General features: G+C 45.7%; 14 protein-coding genes. 6 read left to right on the forward strand and 8 right to left on the reverse strand.

Features of this window, described 5'->3' with window-relative positions; all coding sequences use genetic code 11:
- Window positions 1-126: 126 nt before the first annotated feature.
- From BLT07_RS03100 to nadD, 4 genes are all read left to right on the forward strand, one after another.
- Window positions 127-882, forward strand: coding sequence for a 3-keto-disaccharide hydrolase (locus tag BLT07_RS03100; protein ID WP_091866449.1), 756 nt, complete (start codon window positions 127-129; stop codon window positions 880-882).
- Window positions 883-891: 9 nt separating this feature from the next.
- Window positions 892-1,749: a YicC/YloC family endoribonuclease gene (locus BLT07_RS03105; RefSeq protein ID WP_091865727.1), complete on the forward strand. Its 858-nt coding sequence runs from the start codon at window positions 892-894 to the stop codon at window positions 1,747-1,749.
- Window positions 1,750-1,928: 179 nt separating this feature from the next.
- Entirely contained in the window at window positions 1,929-2,519 is a 591-nt protein-coding gene (gene gmk, locus BLT07_RS03110) for a guanylate kinase (RefSeq protein WP_091865728.1), read from the forward strand.
- A gap of 103 nt (window positions 2,520-2,622) precedes the next feature.
- Window positions 2,623-3,207, forward strand: a complete 585-nt coding sequence (gene nadD / locus BLT07_RS03115; protein ID WP_091865730.1) for a nicotinate (nicotinamide) nucleotide adenylyltransferase — start codon at window positions 2,623-2,625, stop codon at window positions 3,205-3,207.
- 47 nt (window positions 3,208-3,254) lie between these two features.
- Here the strand turns inward: nadD and BLT07_RS03120 are convergent, their stop codons facing one another.
- From BLT07_RS03120 to BLT07_RS03130, 3 genes are all read right to left on the reverse strand, one after another.
- Entirely contained in the window at window positions 3,255-4,235 is a 981-nt protein-coding gene (locus BLT07_RS03120; RefSeq protein ID WP_091865731.1) for a CAP domain-containing protein, read from the reverse strand.
- Between the two features lie 298 nt (window positions 4,236-4,533).
- Complete coding sequence (locus tag BLT07_RS03125) at window positions 4,534-6,825, reverse strand: inorganic phosphate transporter (RefSeq protein WP_091865733.1); 2,292 nt, start codon at window positions 6,823-6,825, stop codon at window positions 4,534-4,536.
- Window positions 6,826-6,908: 83 nt separating this feature from the next.
- On the reverse strand, window positions 6,909-8,078 hold the full coding sequence (locus BLT07_RS03130; protein ID WP_245726436.1) for a porin: 1,170 nt from the start codon (window positions 8,076-8,078) through the stop codon (window positions 6,909-6,911).
- Between the two features lie 224 nt (window positions 8,079-8,302).
- Between BLT07_RS03130 and dgt the strand changes: the two genes are divergently transcribed.
- Window positions 8,303-9,646 carry a dGTP triphosphohydrolase gene (gene dgt / locus BLT07_RS03135; RefSeq protein ID WP_091865736.1) on the forward strand — a complete coding sequence of 448 codons (1,344 nt, stop codon included), beginning with the start codon at window positions 8,303-8,305 and terminating at the stop codon, window positions 9,644-9,646.
- On the opposite strand, the gene BLT07_RS03140 is transcribed toward dgt, so the two are convergent.
- Window positions 9,643-10,776, reverse strand: a complete 1,134-nt coding sequence (locus BLT07_RS03140; protein WP_091865738.1) for a DUF3078 domain-containing protein — start codon at window positions 10,774-10,776, stop codon at window positions 9,643-9,645. The genes dgt and BLT07_RS03140 overlap by 4 nt on opposite strands.
- A gap of 58 nt (window positions 10,777-10,834) precedes the next feature.
- On the reverse strand, window positions 10,835-12,607 hold the full coding sequence (locus tag BLT07_RS03145) for a 1-deoxy-D-xylulose-5-phosphate synthase (protein ID WP_091865740.1): 1,773 nt from the start codon (window positions 12,605-12,607) through the stop codon (window positions 10,835-10,837).
- A 673-nt stretch (window positions 12,608-13,280) separates the two neighbouring features.
- On the opposite strand from BLT07_RS03145, the gene BLT07_RS03150 reads away from it, so the two are divergent.
- Window positions 13,281-13,730, forward strand: a complete 450-nt coding sequence (locus BLT07_RS03150; protein ID WP_091865742.1) for a nucleoside deaminase — start codon at window positions 13,281-13,283, stop codon at window positions 13,728-13,730.
- A gap of 185 nt (window positions 13,731-13,915) precedes the next feature.
- Here BLT07_RS03150 and BLT07_RS03155 read toward each other — a convergent pair whose 3' ends face one another.
- The 3 genes from BLT07_RS03155 to aspS all read right to left on the reverse strand — a co-directional run bounded on the left by BLT07_RS03155 (window position 13,916) and on the right by aspS (window position 17,839).
- Window positions 13,916-14,167, reverse strand: a complete 252-nt coding sequence (locus BLT07_RS03155; protein ID WP_091865744.1) for a hypothetical protein — start codon at window positions 14,165-14,167, stop codon at window positions 13,916-13,918.
- 86 nt (window positions 14,168-14,253) lie between these two features.
- Window positions 14,254-16,047, reverse strand: a complete 1,794-nt coding sequence (locus BLT07_RS03160; RefSeq protein WP_091865746.1) for a chloride channel protein — start codon at window positions 16,045-16,047, stop codon at window positions 14,254-14,256.
- 43 nt (window positions 16,048-16,090) lie between these two features.
- Window positions 16,091-17,839, reverse strand: coding sequence for an aspartate--tRNA ligase (aspS, locus tag BLT07_RS03165; protein ID WP_091866451.1), 1,749 nt, complete (start codon window positions 17,837-17,839; stop codon window positions 16,091-16,093).
- Window positions 17,840-17,887: the final 48 nt, after the last annotated feature.

A 17,887-nucleotide genomic window follows, 5' to 3' on the forward strand; every position in this document is an offset into this window, starting at 1 on the left:
TTGCATCTTACGATTGTAAACACGATTACATTTGCAAACGCATACGGCAGATCTATCAAGAATCTTTTAAATTAATAGTAAAACCTATCCGCCCAGTAGATGGGTTTATTTCAAAAACAACATTCCATGAAAAATCTGTTCCTTACCCTATTCATCGCAGCCACAATTTTCGGATGCAAGGACAAAACCGAAAAATCCCAGAAAGAAATGACCGCCGAACGCGTGGAAGAGGCCGAAGCGGAAAATCCCCCACAGGAATGGACGGCACTTTTCGACGGCACGTCATTCGATGGATGGAAAGAGTATCAAAATGACGAAGTTTCCGATAACTGGAAAATCGAGGATGGCGCCCTGGTTTTACATCCTCCCAAAAATCGTAAGGAAGGCGAAATTCACGATCTGGTTACCAAGAAAGAATTCACCAATTTTATACTTTCGCTGGACTGGAGAATCTCCGAAGGCGGAAATAGCGGTGTAATGTGGGGCGTACAGGAAGACGCGAAATATAAAAAACCTTATAATACCGGACCTGAAATTCAAGTGCTCGACAACGAAAAGCATCCTGATGCCAAAGTGGGCCCCTCACATCAGTCCGGTGCGCTTTACGATTTAAAGGGCCCCTCAAAAGATGTTACAAAGCCGGTCGGCGAATGGAACACAATGGTAATCACTGTTGACAACGATAATAAGAGGGGCAGCGTGGAACTTAATGGCGAAGAAGTCGTCGCTTTTCCTGTAGGCAACGAAATGTGGAACGTCATGGTCTCGAAATCCAAATTTGCCGATTGGGAAGGTTTCGGAAAGTTCATCCAAGGAAAAATCGCCCTCCAAGATCATGGTAATGGGGTATCGTACCGAAATATCAAGATTAAGGAACTTTAAAAAACCCCTATGATTCAATCCATGACCGGATTTGGGAAGCACATTATACAGCTTCCATCTAAAAAAATTACCGTAGAGCTTAAATCCCTAAACAGTAAAAGTCTAGATCTGAACGCGCGGATGCCCTCGGCCTATCGCGAAAAAGAACTTGAAATACGAAAGACTATCGCCGCTTCTTTGGCCCGTGGTAAGGTCGATTTCAGCTTGTATGTAGAATTTACAGGAAACGAGACTTCCGCCGAAGTAAATGAAGTGGCGGTCAAGAATTATATGAAACAACTGCGATCGATTGCCGATGGCGATGATCTGCGTTTGTTGGAAATGGCCCTTCGAATGCCCGATTCCCTAAAAACAGAACGCGAGGATATCGAAGACGACGAGTACGAGTCCATTCAGCTTGCCGTTAGGGAAGCGCTAAAGGAAATCAACACGTTCAGGTCCGAAGAGGGAAGAGTACTGGAAAAGGACTTTTTACTGCGCATTCAAAACCTGCAGATTTTATTGGGAAAAGTGGAGCAAATGGATCCGGATCGTCAATCGGATGTACGTAGCCGGCTAGAAAAAGCAGTATCCGATTTGCAAACCGATGTCGACCAGAACCGCTTTGAGCAAGAACTGGTCTATTATTTGGAAAAGTACGATATTACCGAGGAAAAGGTGCGGTTGGACAATCATTTGAACTATTTCGCCACAACGTTGAACTCAAAGGATTCCAACGGTAAAAAATTGGGATTCATCGCCCAAGAAATCGGCCGTGAAATCAATACCATAGGCTCAAAAGCAAATTATGCCCCTATGCAGCAATTGGTAGTACAAATGAAAGACGAGCTGGAGAAAATCAAGGAGCAAATGTTGAATGTGCTCTGAAAAAGTTGACAGCAACGGTACATGGTGAAAAAATTGTATAAGCCCACCTGCCGGACGGTTAGGTTTATTGGCTTATGCTACTATTAATTTTAGTATTTGGTTTCAAACCACAAACCAAATACACGAGTGCAGTACTATTTTTTGAATTTGAAACCTGCGCTTGAACTTGAACTTTAATAATGAAAGGCGGTAAACTCATTATATTCTCTGCACCCTCCGGGAGTGGCAAAACCACCATTGTACGCCATCTTTTGGAACAACCCGAACTGAATCTGGCCTTTTCAGTGTCGGCAACCTCACGACCTCGACGAATCAAGGAGATAAATGGCGAGCATTATTATTTTATGTCCATTTCAGAATTTAAGAATAACATCAAAACCGATAATTTTTTGGAGTGGGAAGAGGTATACCGCGATAATTTTTATGGTACCCTAAAGAGCGAGGTCGAAAGATTGTGGGGTGAGGGTAAAAATGTCATCTTCGATATCGACGTCGCAGGCGGACTTCGAATTAAAAGAAAATTCCCGAAAGAAACCTTGGCCGTATTCGTGAAGCCCCCAAGTGTTGACGAATTGAAAATACGCCTGAAAAAGCGCAGTACCGAAAGCGACGATAAAATTAACATGCGTATTGCCAAAGCCTCGGTAGAACTGGCTACGGCTCCCCAATTCGATAAGATTATCAAAAATTATGATTTGGATACGGCACTTCAAGAAGCCCATGACCTGGTGGCGGAATTTATAGCCGAAAAACCTGTGCCGGGTGATTAAAAACAGTGAGATTTCTGCAGAACCTTGGCAAGGGTCTAGATGTCCGTCCTCCCAACGACTCGGCTCTGGGCGGTCCTAGAAATGACAAATAGTTCCCAAACTTATGAAAAAAGTCGGCCTCTATTTTGGTACGTTCAATCCGATTCATATCGGTCACTTGGCCATTGCCAACCATATGGTGGAATTTTCTGACTTGGACGAGGTCTGGTTCGTTATTACGCCTTTAAGTCCCTTTAAAAAAAAACAATCGCTGCTTGACAACCATCACCGGTATCAGATGGTGTTCGAGGCCGTTCAGGACTATCCCAAACTAAAGCCCAGCAAAATCGAATTTAATCTGCCGCAGCCTAACTATACAGTAGACACGCTGGTGCATTTGAATGAAAAATACGGGGAAGAGTATCGTTTTAGCCTGATCATGGGCGAGGATAATCTTAAGAGCTTCCACAAATGGAAGAATTACGAGGTCATTTTAGAACATCATGATATTTACGTATATCCAAGAATTTACGAAGGACAGACCGGAGATGTATTTGATCGCCATCCGAAAATTCATCGGGTCGAAGCGCCCATAATGGAAATTTCATCCACCTTCATCCGAAAAAACCATAAACTAGGCAAAAACGTGCGGCCGCTGCTTCCTGAACCGGTTTGGAAGTATATGGATGAGATGCACTTTTATCGGTAACTGGTTTGGATTTATGAAATGGCAAGAATATTTTAGAATTCGGAATTTTATTCGTTCACATCGAAAAGTACGACCTCATACTCAAAGTTCTTGGTTTCGCCGTCCACGCCCACATTCTTTAATGAGACCACAAACCTACTATCCTCGATAAGGCTATTGGTATCTATTGAAGGCTTCCAGACGATGGTTTCATCCCCAAAGCCATCTTTTAGTTTTTCGGTTTCTAAATTGACATTTTCTCCCGTCGCGGTCTTCATGGATATCGTGGTCTGGGTAAAGTCGGCCTTTGCGATGGAAAAAGACCATCGCGGATAGGCCAATTGCTTAGGTAGATAGCCTTTTGGGGGCCAGGCAATAAATTCAGGAGTGTCGGCAGGGCGCTCACCGGGGTTGCCGATTACCCAAATGGCATTGTAGCTACTCGTATTTCCAACTCCTATTTCTTGAAGTCTGGACCATAATAAATACCTTCTGTGTCCCACTGGGTAGTTGTCTTTACCTTGATCTTGCATGTAGGAATCGATGGCACCGGCATTTCGGGTTGAGGTCAACACGGAATTTTGTGCCGCTTCTTTGCCGTCTTCCGAAAAACACTTCCACTCGTTCGGTGGATCATGTGAAAGGGTTCCGTTGGCGTGCATCATCAAGGCCGCATGTTGGGCTTTCTCGCTTTTCAACCTGTTTTCTGCAATAGCATTAGTAAGTCCTACGGCTTTTCTGAAATACAAAAGTCGCTGAAAGATTTTGTCCTTGGTATCCTGCGGCACGGTCCCGGGCTGGCAGTTGGGCTCGTTACCGGTCCATGACACCTCCGTGCCGGTGTCGCGAGAGGCATAGTAAAAGTCGGCGTATAACTGCTTGGCGATTGCCCTGTCGGCCTTGTCCGTTTCCTGTTTTCCTGTTACAGGGTTTTCCGTACCGGGGCCGTCCGTATGGGAATTATCTGGGTCTTTATTCGAATCTTTGCTACATGAGACGCTTAGAAGAACAACGGAGACTAGGATATAGGACAGTTGGGGAAGGCGCATAAGAATGATGATTTCGGATGTTCGTCCTATGCTAACGCTTAATTTTCGGGATAGGTATATTTTTTTCGATAAATAGTAGGGCTAAACAGCCAAGGTTGGCCGGTCATTTTCAAATCGATACTCGTGCAGGATACGGATCCATGGGGAAGAAACGACTAGGGAAAATAGGAAGCTAGCCATAAGAAAAAGGGTTTTCATTACCCCGTTGTAAATATACGACGCAAAGAAAAGAACGGTACGTTACACTAAGCTTATCTACAAATGTAAGACGAGTTCGATTTTACGGTTCACAAAACCTTTATTCCATAACCTTGGCCGGAATAATTGTGCCGTCATATTCCTGATAATAGGTTTCCAAGAGATTGATGATGACTTTCATTAGGTCTTTGGTTTCCAATAGCAATGAGAAATATAGCGTGGTGTTCTTGGGGCTTGACTCTTCGGTACGTGTTCTTTCTACCTGTTTTTCAATTTTTTGGGATACTAAATCGAACAGTTCTTGTTTTCTTTCCAGTACTTTACCAATTTGTTCAAAAGACCTTTCGTCGAAAGCTTTTTTGGTATTTGTAAAAATCTCATCGAGTTTCTGGTCGATTTCTTTCAGTTCCTTGATTTGGTTGTACTTTAATTTTTTATGGTTGTTGTGAACGTGCTTGTGGCTGACCTTTCCGATATACTCCAGAGATTGGACGATGTCGGTCAGCAGTCCTAAAATATTGATATAAAAATTACTTGCTCCAACGCTGGCCTCGTCCAGATTCTTGATGAAGTAGAAAATGTGGTCGCGCAGTTCGTCGATTTCTGCAGATAATTTTGCCCCCTGTTTTTTGTTCTTTTTTAGAAGACTAAGATCGTGCTTCGCCAAACCGTTGATGGAGTTGGTGTATATTTTTTTGCTTCTCTTGATGACGTTTGATATGTTATCGGCACTTTCTTCTATAACGCCCTGGATTGAACTGCTTTCTGCTTTTTGTAAGCTGTCCTCCGCCCTTATTTCTTTGGATTTTTTGTTATAGGAAATATAATTTCTGGCCAATATCAAGATGGCCGCAAACAATAATATGGCTATAGCTGCACCTTTGCCAAAACTGATAAGAGCCAGAATCACACCGGATGCGACAAAGGCGATAATGGCCGTTCCGAACCATCCACCAATAACATTCAATACTCCGGCGACGCGGTAAACGGCACTTTCAGCGCCCCAGGCCCTATCGGCAAGTGATGAGCCCATGGCCACCATGAAAGTCACGTAGGTGGTCGATAAGGGCAATTTGTACGAGGTCGCAATAGAGATTAATATACCCGCTACCATAAGGTTTACTGCGGCCCGCACCATGTCGAAAGCCGGTTTTTCGTAGGTTTTGTCCCTTGCAAGGGCGATTACCGGTTTATGGAAACGTAAGGCCAACTTTTGGTTTAGCGCTTTCGGCAATAGCATTTGGGTGGCTTCCGATATGCCGACGGACAGGCGGACGATGCTCCTGGATAAAAAATTCGGTTGAAAACGCTCTTTGGCCTCTCCTTCTCGGGCCAAATTAATTTCGGTATCGGATACGTACCGTGCTTTTTTCGACAGCCACAAGGTCGCTACCATAATCATTCCTGAAATAAACAGTAAGAACGTAGGAGTGGGTACTTTGGCGGCCAACACGTCCATTCCGAACTCGGTCGCCAGCTCACCTGACGCCTGCCAGGCCTCGTACGATTGCCATGCTGCAATGGGTACCCCGATAAAATTGACCAAGTCGTTGCCCGCAAAGGCCAAGGCAAGGGCAAAAGTCCCGACGCCTATAATCAGTTTATAAATATTAATTTTTGCTAGGGTCATCAGCGAATAGGAAATTAACGACCATAACGCAAAGTTCATGACAACGAGCCACCAGGCTTGGGTCTCCAAGAATTGTTTTATCGTCATGGTTCCGATCAGGTTAAAACTCCGGTCTGCAAAAGCGGTTCCGCCAATACCCTTGATCAAAATAAAATAGGTAATCGCAGAAAGGGCAAAACCCCCGAACAGCGCGCCGACCCATTTCGCCTTTTTTTCAAAATCATAGCTAAGGAGCAGTCTGGAAATCCATTGCACAAAGGCCCCGACAGAAAACGCTACCACAACGGACAGCAAGATGCCCATAATGATTTCGGTGGCTTTCGATGTATTGATATAGTTGACCACGTCGCCAAAGGAACCATTGTCGACCCCTATTTTTATCAAAGACATGGCCACAGATGCCCCCAAAAGTTCAAAAACTATGGAAACCGTTGTGGATGTAGGCATCCCCAGCGTGTTGAAAAAATCGAGCAATAGGATGTCGGTAATCATCACGGCCATAAAAATGAACATGATTTCGTTGAAATAGAATTCGCCAGGGTTAAAAATACCTTTCCGGGCGACCTCCATCATACCGCTCGAAAAAATGGCTCCCAGCGCGATACCTGCACTGGCGACGATCATGATGGTCCTAAAAGAAATAGCCTGTGATCCTACGGCGGAATTCAGAAAGTTGACCGCATCGTTGCTGACCCCGACGACCAGATCGGCAACGGCCAAAACGGCCAGTGCCACGATCATTATCAAGTATATATTATCCATAAGCTTCTTTAAAAAATCGACTTGCAAATATCCATGCTAACCCTAAATACAATGTTACCTAAAGGTTATATTTTTAGACGCCCTTAAAAATGTACATCGACCTGCAAGCGGTACATCAGTTCGTCGCGTCCTGCATTCTCCGAAAGATAGCTCAAATCGGTTTGGACTTTCAATTTATGGCCGACGATGTACTTTGAAAGTCCCAAGGTATACTGTTTTTGTGGATTTCTCCCTGTGATGTCTTTATTTAGCTTGATATTGGTAAACCTTCCCGAGACTTCCCAGTTGGTTTTGAACAAATATCCGGTTTGAAGGTTCAATCCGTCACCGACCTCAACGAGATCCCCGGTAAGGGTGCCATCAGCATTCTTGGCAATCGGATCGGTGGCGGTTCTGTGGGCATATTCACCCATAAGGGAAAATCCTCGGTATTTGAACATGGCATCCAAAAAAACGATATTGATATCGGTCTCGAAAAAACCAATATCGTTTACCATATATGACCCTTGGTTACTTCGGTTTTTGACGGCGTTTTGGTTGGTGTCGTAGGTCGCGGCCAACATCAATTTCGGTTTTTCCTCCCTATCCTGGTCACTTCCGGTGTATTCGCCGTTACTGGCGAACAAACCAAAAGGCAAGAGTTCGACCCGGGCCGTATACTGATGCCCGCCTAAATTACCGCTGACGACGTTGCGACCTTCCCCTTGGGAGAACGCCAATTTTTCACGGATTAAAAATTTTTCGGTGAGATTGAAATGATGCCGTAGCTGAAAGCCCACGTCCCGGTCGATGGTGAAACGGCTGTTCAATAAAGAACGGTCGACCTGTTGCAGGTTTCCCGAAGAGATGACCCGTTCAATATTTCCGGGTAATTTGGTCTGTCCGAACCAAAGCTCGAAGTTTTCGTGGAAATTCCACATGACGACAGCATCCAGAATGTAGCGTGGGGCATCCCCCGTAAAAGTAGAAGCTCCAGAAATATCGCGGTTCGACAGCCCGAGCTCTATCTTGTATTTCAGTTTGGGCGAATAGGCGAATCCATCGAATTTCAAACGGGCGCGCCTTACCAAAAAACTCTGTTCGGGATTTATAAGGCCTCCGTCCGCCCCTTCGTTCCAACTGGCGATGGATAACAACTGCATACGGGCGCCGATTTTCATGCTCCAAGTACTATCCTTTCCTACGAGATTAAAGATACCCTTTCCGAAACTAGGGGCGTCGGCCTCTTGGGCTTGGGTTACCAAGCTTGTCATGACTAAAAAGCTAAAAAATAAACGATTGGTTTTCATCAAAATAGGTCCAGTATGCTTAGGAAAAGACGCGGCCAAGGTTAAGTTAACGCTTAGATATTGTTAAATTAAGCGCAATATACAAACAAAAAAAATCGGCAAAATGAGCAAAGTCTACTAAATTGCGTTGCCATTCTGTAAAAACAGCAGTAAAAGGTATCTTGCACCATCCAAATAGCAGAAGTGATATGAACTGGTCAGCGCTACTATCTCTAAAACGTTACGGCGACACCAACAAACGCCTTCGAAAAGAACAGGATGATACCCGCTTAGGATTCGATGTGGATTATGACCGGATCATCTTTTCGGCCGCATTTCGAAGTTTGCAGGATAAAACGCAAGTAATTCCCCTCTCCAAGACAGATTTTGTACATACCCGATTGACCCACAGCCTGGAAGTTTCGGTGGTTGGCCGCAGTTTGGGAAGGATTGCGGGAAAAAGGATTCTTGAAAAACATCCACATTTACACGACACTTTGGGCTATCGCTTCAACGATTTCGGTGCCATAGTTGCAGCAGCGGCCTTGGCACACGATATCGGCAATCCTCCCTTCGGACATAGTGGGGAGAAGGCCATCGGGGAATACTTCGAGAATGGCAAGGGTAAAAAATATCGATCGGTTCTTTCCGAAATCGAGTATCAAGACCTGATTGATTTCGAGGGCAACGCCAATGGATTCCGATTATTGACGGAGTCAAGGGAAGGTGTAGAAGGGGGTTTACGATTGAGCTACGCCACATTGGGAGCTTTTATGAAATATCCAAAGGAATCACTTCCCAAGAGACCGACATCCCATATCGCGGATAAAAAATTTGGCTTTTTTCAATCCGGACAAAAAGCTTTCAAGGAAGTGGCGGAAGTGCTGGGTCTGCTTTCCAGGACTAATAGTGCGGAATTTTCATACGCACGGCACCCATTGACCTATCTTGTGGAGGCGGCCGACGACATCTGTTATACCATTATCGATTTTGAAGATGGCATTAACCTTGGACTTATATCTGAAGATTATGCCTTGGAATATCTAATTAAATTGGTTCAGAACACTATAAATACCAAAAAGTATAATTCCTTGGCCTATCAAGAAGATCGATTGAGCTACCTGCGTGCCTTAGCAATCAATACCCTAATCATAGATGTCGTTTCAATTTTTGATACAAACGAAGATAAAATACTGAACGGTACCTTCACAACTTCCCTTTTAGATCAAAGTCGTTATCAGGCCCAAGTAAAGGATATTATTGCCCTTAGCGTAGATAAAATATACCGCTCACCTGAAGTAATCGAGAAAGAGATTGCGGGCTACCGAATTATTTCGGATATCCTCGAGGTATATACCAATGCTCTCATCCGAAAGAAAGGTCATAAAGCCTCGAACTATGATATGCTGATGTTACAGACCTTACCGGAGCTCTATAGAGATACCGAGACAACGATTTATACTATACTTTTAAATGCCTGTTGTTACGTGGCCAGTCTTTCAGATCGTGCGGCAGTGCATATACACAATAAGATTATGGGGAAATCGCTTTAGAACGCATATGAAACCCCGACTCCCAACAACTGCTTGAACTGTACGCGTGTCTTACCCGGGTTCACGACCACACCCTGCGCGTTGACTTCTTCATTGAAAAGCACGTTGTCGTCGAAAACGATGTGGGTACCAATTGTGGTAATCATATATTTGTTGACCTTTAGGTCGATATTTAGCTCCCAATCGACGTCTATGTTGCCGAACCCGCGTAAATAGTCGGTGTAAAGACTCAGACGGTGGTTGAGCAGCACATTGTTGTATATTTCGGTTTCCCAGGTATTGGTGACAAGGATACCGAATTCAAGAAATACCTTTTCGCCTGGTACGATGACATTGCCATTTACATCGAGAATGGCTCTTTGTACGCCAAAAGCGCCCTTGTTCGCCAAATCCTCATCGAGTACATAGGTCGATTTTTGGGTAATCGGGGAGAGATAGAGGTTTAATTTTTGATCTTTGGTAATGTAGGAGATACCTGCCCCTAAAAACGAATAGCCCGGCGACATAAATCTGGAAATGGGCGTTTCTCGATCCGGATATTTGTACCCGTTCGAAAATTGCGTGTTAAAATTCGCCTTGGCGGAGTAGTACCAGTTGCTTATCGTATCCCTTTGAAAGCCGAAGGTCGAACTTAGGCGAATGGCGTCGTCCGTTTTGCGCAGTTTTTGTCCCTCTTGCAGGTTCAGACCATAGCGCAGGTCCATATAATTGTCCCACCGGGTATAACGGAATTTATAGTTGCGCTCGAAACGGGCATTACCCAATGCCGAGGCCGAATTGTTGCCGCCGGCGTTCCAGTTGACAAAGGCCACTTCGCTAAAATTAATACCTAATTTGTTGACGTTCGTCCAAAACGACGGTACGCGGAAACGGTTCGGTTCGTCTTCCAGCGCTTTGGTCTGCCGGAACGATATCACCGGGTTCATCAATTCGACACTACGGGGAACGAAATCCATTTTTTTCTGTACCCTACGGATGACCACGGTACTGACTATGGTAGTGTCGATGGAGACCGTATCTACCGCCCGCTGCTGTGGAAGTGAATCCCTGTCCTGGGCAGGGAGAACTGAGAAGCAAAAAATAAAAAGGAAGGCTAAAAATACCTTGATTACTATCCAGCGGCTTGTCATATGGATTTTGATATTTGGATTTGGCGAATACAATTAAACGTTGCAAATCAGTTCGATGTTATGAATCAAGCAGAATTTTTATCCTGGTTTTTAGGGATGCCGCATCGATTTTGGCCAAGCGGTGCAATTCTTGCACGGTACCGTGTTCTAAAAATAGGTCGTCGATGCCCATGATGACCAGTTTATTGGCATGTGCGGTTTCATTGGCAAACTCAAGGACCGCACTTCCAAAACCACCGGCTTTACAACCATCTTCAATGGAAAGCACATATTCGTAATTTTCGAAGATAGTATATAGGTTTTTTTTGTCCAAAGGTTTAACAAAACGCATATCATAATGGCCGATTTGATCGTTGCTGAATTCCTCGATAACCTCCGCTACCGTATTACCGATATGTCCTATGGATAGGATGGCGATTTTCGAACCCTTTCGGAGTTCCCTTGAACTTCCGATCTCAATTCTATCAAAAGGGGATTTCCAATGCACTTGAACCCCTTGGCCCCGGGGATACCGGATGGCAATAGGATGTGACAATCCCAATTGTGCGGTATACATGATATTGCGGAGCTCGGTCTCGTTCATCGGCGCAAAAATGACCAAGTTGGGAATACATCGCAAATAGGCCATGTCATAAACCCCGTGATGCGTAGCCCCGTCTTGGCCGACAATACCAGCGCGATCCAAACAGAAAATGACCGGCAGATTTTGCAGTGCTACGTCATGGATTACCTGGTCGTAGGCGCGCTGTAGAAAGGTGGAATAAATGGTGCAAAAAGGCATTAAGCCTTCGGCGGCCATCCCAGCAGCCAAGGTAACGGCGTGCTGTTCTGCAATGCCCACGTCGAACGCCCGGTCGGGCATCTTGGCCATCATGTATTTTAGAGAGCTTCCCGTGGGCATAGCCGGAGTGATTCCCGTTATTTTCTTGTTTTTTTCTGCGAGTTCCACGAGAGTATGGCCAAAGACATCCTGATATTTAGCAGGCTGGTCGGTATCGGTTTTTGCCTGCAGTTCGCCTGTAGATTTGTTAAATTTTCCCGGGGCGTGGTAGACTACCTGATCATCCTCAGCGCTTTGAAGTCCCTTTCCCTTGGTGGTGATCACATGCAAGAGCTTCGGGCCTTTGACCGATTTCAGACGCTCAAGTTCTTTAAGTAGAAGGGGGAGATCATGCCCATCTACAGGACCGGTATAGTTGAGGTTGAGGCACTCAAAAATATTCTCTTCCTTGGCCGTACCTTTTTTAACGTTGGTCAAGTATTTTTTCAGGGCCCCGACACTCGGGTCTATCCCGATGGCGTTATCGTTGAGTATGACCAAAACATTGGCTTTCGTAGAACCGAGATGATTGAGGGCCTCGAAGGCCATTCCACTGGCGATGGAAGCATCGCCGATGACCGCGATATGCTGCCTTTCTGTATCTCCCTTTATACCTGACGCGATGGCCATCCCCAAAATGGCCGAAATTGATGTCGAGCTGTGTCCCGTTCCGAAAGCGTCATATTCACTTTCGCTACGCTTGGGAAAACCGCTGATACCGCCCAATTGGCGGTTAGTGTCGAAAATCGATTTTCTACCGGTCAGTATTTTATGTCCATACGCTTGGTGACCCACATCCCAGATGAGTTTGTCGTTGGGGGTATCGAATATGTAATGGATGGCAATGGTGAGTTCTACCACGCCAAGACTGGCACCCAAATGGCCCTCTTTCGTGGACACGATATCGATGATGAAATCGCGGAGTTCTAAGGCGAGATCAGGTAGGTCGCCGGTTTTTAGCCGGCGAAGCGCTTTAGGAGAATCGATTTGTGCCAGTATCGTTTTATGCACGCCAAGGAAATTGAAGCCACAAAGCTAGCATTTTTCAAAGCTTCAAATCGATTTTTTGTCGATTCACAACATTGTTATGGTGTTATGTACTTATGGTCTATGGTCCACGTTCAACCTCTGCAGACTATTTTAACCATTTACGTGAGGTATTTACCAAACTATAACCTTCATGTATCAGCCTTTAAAAGCTAAACGTCTTTGTTTCAAGTGACGTCTTTTCTAACCTTTTCATTAGGTTACTTTGGCCTATTCGCGAAATCACACACGAGTTCTATAATTAATAGCCTAACCGTCGCTCCGCGCTTTGAATTGAAGTGGTTCAGCGTCTATTCCCCACTACGACTACGTCAATACGGCGACCTGGCCCATGGGGACTAGGGATGAGGCTGGGCCCTTTCACTCTAGGTTGTGGATTGATCATGACCAATATGATGTCTGACAAGAGCACGAATGCCGATGTGTATGTTGGTCCTAAGATTCCGTTGTATAAGAATATTGCCTTTTAAATGCCATGGATGGCACTCAAGAAATAGTTCATCGATAATTGGAATAGGGAGTCCGGGAATAGTACTAGGATAAAGAAGAATAATTTTTCGATGGACCCGCTACTTTAATGGCGGGTTTTTTGTGTCTCAAAACAATATTCCATACTATTGTCAATCAAAATAGCAGCATGATTCTCCCCTATGATGACACCTACTTCATGAAAAAAGCGCTGCAAGAGGCCGAAGCCGCTTTTGAAAAAGGCGAGGTTCCGATCGGCGCCGTCATTGTCGTACAAGACCGCATCATCGCCAGAGCCCATAACCTTACCGAACAGTTGAACGATGTAACCGCCCACGCCGAGATGCAGGCGATTACCGCGGCTGCAAACTATTTAGGAGGTAAATACCTTCAAAATTGTACGCTTTACGTAACGCTTGAACCCTGCCAGATGTGTGCCGGAGCCTTAAATTGGAGCCAGATTTCTAGAATAGTCTATGCGGCGGTTGATCCGCAAGGGGGTTGCGGGGTTATGGGCACTAAACTGCATCCGAAGACCGAGATTTTAGGTGGAATTTTAGAAAACGAGGCTAGTGCGCTTTTAAAGCGGTTTTTTATCGAAAGGCGGAATTTGAATTGAGGTCTTCCAACCTTTGATACAGCTAAATGACATTGAGGGCAGAAAAAAGTAGCTGCAAGTCATACTCGCATTAGCGAGCTGCTTGTAGGTCCGCCCGTGCGTTTCAGAGTTATTAGGGTCGACCCGCTCGAGCCTTGCAAATCAACACCGGTTCGGGCATATCTTGCATGTGGTGCGCTAGGGAACTATTTTTTCCCATCCTTTTGCTTCTCCCAATTCCGCATTTTATGAATGTTTTCCTCATTAAGCATATAATCCTTCATTTTTTTTCCTCGGGAATAGTGAATTAGGAAAAGCGGCATGGCGACCAAAAAAAGCCCCACCGTACCAAAACCGATGTATTTATGGGAAAGTGCCAGTTGCTCTTCCTGAATGGAAAAACCGTAGCCGATGGCACCGAGCGACGCCAAGACCAATACAATTATAAGATATTTCATAGCCTTCAAAATTAAAGAAAACCTGCTTCCCGGAAGACAGGAAAAATAAAAATCGATTAATGGGATTCGGATGCGTCCATTTTTTCTTACCGTGTAAAATCGATCAATTTTCTCCGATATACCGTCAATAGTTTCGATTTGGTGATAAAGCCCACATACCGTCCATTTTTTAATACCGGAAGGTTCCAAGCGCCGCTGGTCTGGAATTTCTCCATAATATCGGTCATCTTGTCTTTGGCAAGCTCAATAGTATCCGGCGGGGTATGCATCACGTCTTGCACCAATACTTCCTTATATAAGGATGGGTCGAACATGATGGAGCGAATATCGTCGAGCAGAACAATGCCCAAAAGACTGCCATCCTTTTCATCAATGACCGGAAAGATGTTTCTGCTCGATTTTACCACGGCATCGTGTACCATCTCTCCAAGGTTCATTTCGGGATGGATGGTAATAAAGTGGTTTTCGATGACCTTGTCTATATCCATCAAGGTCAGTACGGCATGATCTTTATCGTGGGTGATAAGATCCCCTTTTCTACCCAATTCCATATTATACACGGAATGCGGGTGGACGTATTTAGTAATGGAAAAGGAAATGGTCGAGGTAATCATCAGCGGAATAAAAAGATCATAGCCTCCAGTGACCTCCGCAATCAAAAATATCGCTGTCAATGGGGCGTGGAGTACGCCCGCCATCACTCCAGCCATGCCCACCAAGGTAAAATTACTCTCCGAAATCGGAGTTTTCAACAGGCCGATATTGTTGATAATCTTGGCGATACAGCTGCCCATAATACTTCCCATAAAAAGGGTAGGGGCGAAAATACCGCCCACACCGCCAGCCCCGAAGGTCAAGGCGCTAGCGACGATCTTGAACAGGACAAGGCCGACCAATAGGATGACCACGGACCAAACATTGGTAACATCCAAGTGAAAAATATTGTTTTCCAGTACTTTTTCGGGATGCCCCTCGATAAGGCTGTTCATCACCTCATACCCCTCGCCGTATAACGGGGGCACCAAATAGACCAGTATGCCGATACCAATACCGCCGAACATTAGGCGTTTGACGGGGGAATCCATCCTATCGAATATTTTTTGGATGCGGTCATATACTTCGGTAAAATAGATGGAGGTCAACCCGGCGAACACGCCCAGAATGGCATAGAAAGGCACATCCCCTAAAACGAAACGGTCTTCAATCGTGAAGGGAAGCAATACATCGTTCCCGAAGAAAAAATAGGAGGTAATTATCGCCGAAAGGGAGGCCAACAACAGCGGCAATAGGGAGGCGATGGTCAGGTCGAGGCTAAAGACCTCGATGGCAAAGATAATGGCCGCAATGGGCGCCTTGAATATCGACGACATAGCCCCCGCCGCCGCACAGCCGATCAATAGATTTCGGGTAGACTGGTTCATGTGGAACATCCGCGAAATGTTCGAGCTAATAGCCGCTCCCGTTGCCACTACGGGTCCTTCAAGCCCGACGGAACCCCCGAAACCGACCGTTAGCGGAGCCGTTAATATAGAGCCGAACATCTGGTACTTGCGCATGATGCCCTTATGTTTCGAGATGGCGAAAAGTGTAGAGGGGATCCCGTGGTTGACTTTGTGGCGGATGACATATTTAATAATAAGATAGACCAGTCCCAAACCGATAACGGGGAAAACGAAATAAAAGGCATTGTGGTAATATTTCACCAGGTTGCCTTCCAGTAAATGCTGGAAAAAGTGGGTCAGGTTTTTGAGGATTACTGCGCCCACTCCCGAGGTGAAGCCCACCAAAATGCTGAGCAGGTATAAGAAACGCGTCTGGGAAATATGCTTCGCCCGCCAGACCAGCAAACGTTTAAAAATCTTTTTTGTTCGAGTGGGCATAGTTGTTCATTATCAAAAATTGACAAAGGATTGCCGAAGGGAATTAAACGTCCAACTTCAATCCCAACTCCTTCAACTGCGCGTTATCGATGGGCGCCGGCGCATCGATCATCACATCACGGCCGTTGTTGTTTTTAGGAAAAGCGATAAAGTCGCGAATGGTTTCTTGGCCCCCCAAAATCGCTACCAGCCGGTCGAGACCGAATGCGATGCCACCGTGGGGCGGGGCGCCATATTGAAAAGCGTCCATTAGAAAGCCGAACTGGGCTTTGGCCTCTTCGGGGGTGAAGCCCAAATGTCGCAACATGGTGCTCTGCACCTCTTTGTCGTGTATTCGTATGGAGCCTCCGCCGATTTCGTTTCCGTTCAGCACGAGGTCGTAGGCATTTGCCCTGACGGCCCCCGGATTGGTTTCCAGCAATTCGAGTTGCCCTGGTTTTGGGGAGGTAAACGGGTGGTGCATGGCGTGATAATGTCCAGTTTCTTCATCAAGTTCCAAGAGCGGGAAATCGGTTACCCACAGCGGGGCGAACTCGTCCGGTTTTCGTAGCTGCAAACGCCTCGCCATCTCCATACGTAGCGCGCTGAGTTGGGTGCGCGTTTTGTGCGCGTCCCCTGAAAGTACGCATATCAAGTCCCCTTTTTGGGCCTCGGTAGCCGCTGCCCATTTGGCCAGATCTTCTTGATCATAGAATTTATCGACGGAAGATTTAAAGCTTCCATCTTTATTATATTTAACGTAGACCATGCCTTTGGCCCCAATTTGCGGCCGTTTTACCCATTCGACCAAGGCATCGATTTCCTTTCGGGAATAGTCGCCCGCCCCTGGTACCGCAATACCAACGACCAGTTCGGCAGAATTGAACACGGTAAAATTCTTATGCTGGGCGATGGGGTTCAGTTCACCGAATTCCATCCCGAAGCGGATGTCCGGTTTGTCGTTTCCATAAATACGCATGGCGTCATCATAGGAGATTCTAGGGAAAGCCGATATGTCGACCCCATTTATTTGCTTGAGCAGATGCTTGGTCAATCCTTCGAAGGCGTTGAGAATATCTTCCTGCTCCACAAAGGCCATTTCGCAGTCGATCTGGGTAAACTCGGGCTGGCGATCGGCCCGCAGGTCTTCGTCCCTAAAACATTTTACGATTTGGAAATACTTGTCCAGGCCACCGACCATCAGCAATTGCTTAAAAGTCTGTGGCGATTGCGGAAGCGCATAAAACTGCCCTTCGTTCATACGGCTGGGCACCACAAAATCACGGGCGCCTTCGGGTGTGGATTTAATTAAATAGGGGGTCTCCACCTCGATAAAACCTTGGTCGGAAAGATATTTACGGACTTCCATAGTCACTTTGCTACGGAAGATGAGGTTGTTTTTTACAGGATTTCTACGGATGTCGAGATACCGGTATTTCATCCGCAGGTCTTCGCCACCGTCCGTTTCGTTTTCGATGGTGAACGGCGGGGTTTTAGAAGGATTCAGTACCACAAGCTCTTCCACTAGAACCTCGATATTTCCGGTCGGGATATTCGGATTTTTAGATGCCCTTTCGATAACTTCTCCTTTTACCTGAACTACAAATTCGCGACCAAGTTCGCGGGCCAGCTTCAAAAGTTTAGATGCCGTTCTATCCTCATCAAGTACTAATTGAGTGATGCCATACCGATCACGAAGGTCGATCCATATGACAAAGCCTTTATCCCGTGTTTTTTGCACCCATCCCGAAAGGGTCACTTTTTCGTTGATATCCGATTCGCGTAGCTGTCCGCAACTATGGGTTCTATACATGTCCATCACTATTTTTTGAAAGAGCAAATGTAAGAAGTTAGGACGGTA

It is taken from the genome of Pricia antarctica, assembly GCF_900101815.1.
Taxonomy (GTDB): Bacteria; Bacteroidota; Bacteroidia; order Flavobacteriales; family Flavobacteriaceae; genus Pricia; species Pricia antarctica.

Excerpts from the sequence above, each read along its gene's own strand:
- BLT07_RS03100 (WP_091866449.1), top strand. The coding sequence starts at position 127 with ATGAAAAATCTGTTCCTTACCCTATTCATCGCAGCCACAATTTTCGGA.
- BLT07_RS03105 (WP_091865727.1), top strand. The coding sequence starts at position 892 with ATGATTCAATCCATGACCGGATTTGGGAAGCACATTATACAGCTTCCA.
- gmk (WP_091865728.1), top strand. The coding sequence starts at position 1,929 with ATGAAAGGCGGTAAACTCATTATATTCTCTGCACCCTCCGGGAGTGGC.
- nadD (WP_091865730.1), top strand. The coding sequence starts at position 2,623 with ATGAAAAAAGTCGGCCTCTATTTTGGTACGTTCAATCCGATTCATATC.
- BLT07_RS03120 (WP_091865731.1), bottom strand. The coding sequence starts at position 4,235 with ATGCGCCTTCCCCAACTGTCCTATATCCTAGTCTCCGTTGTTCTTCTA.
- BLT07_RS03125 (WP_091865733.1), bottom strand. The coding sequence starts at position 6,825 with ATGGATAATATATACTTGATAATGATCGTGGCACTGGCCGTTTTGGCC.
- BLT07_RS03130 (WP_245726436.1), bottom strand. The coding sequence starts at position 8,078 with ATGACAAGCTTGGTAACCCAAGCCCAAGAGGCCGACGCCCCTAGTTTC.
- dgt (WP_091865736.1), top strand. The coding sequence starts at position 8,303 with ATGAACTGGTCAGCGCTACTATCTCTAAAACGTTACGGCGACACCAAC.
- BLT07_RS03140 (WP_091865738.1), bottom strand. The coding sequence starts at position 10,776 with ATGACAAGCCGCTGGATAGTAATCAAGGTATTTTTAGCCTTCCTTTTT.
- BLT07_RS03150 (WP_091865742.1), top strand. The coding sequence starts at position 13,281 with ATGATTCTCCCCTATGATGACACCTACTTCATGAAAAAAGCGCTGCAA.
- BLT07_RS03155 (WP_091865744.1), bottom strand. The coding sequence starts at position 14,167 with ATGAAATATCTTATAATTGTATTGGTCTTGGCGTCGCTCGGTGCCATC.
- BLT07_RS03160 (WP_091865746.1), bottom strand. The coding sequence starts at position 16,047 with ATGCCCACTCGAACAAAAAAGATTTTTAAACGTTTGCTGGTCTGGCGG.
- aspS (WP_091866451.1), bottom strand. The coding sequence starts at position 17,839 with ATGTATAGAACCCATAGTTGCGGACAGCTACGCGAATCGGATATCAAC.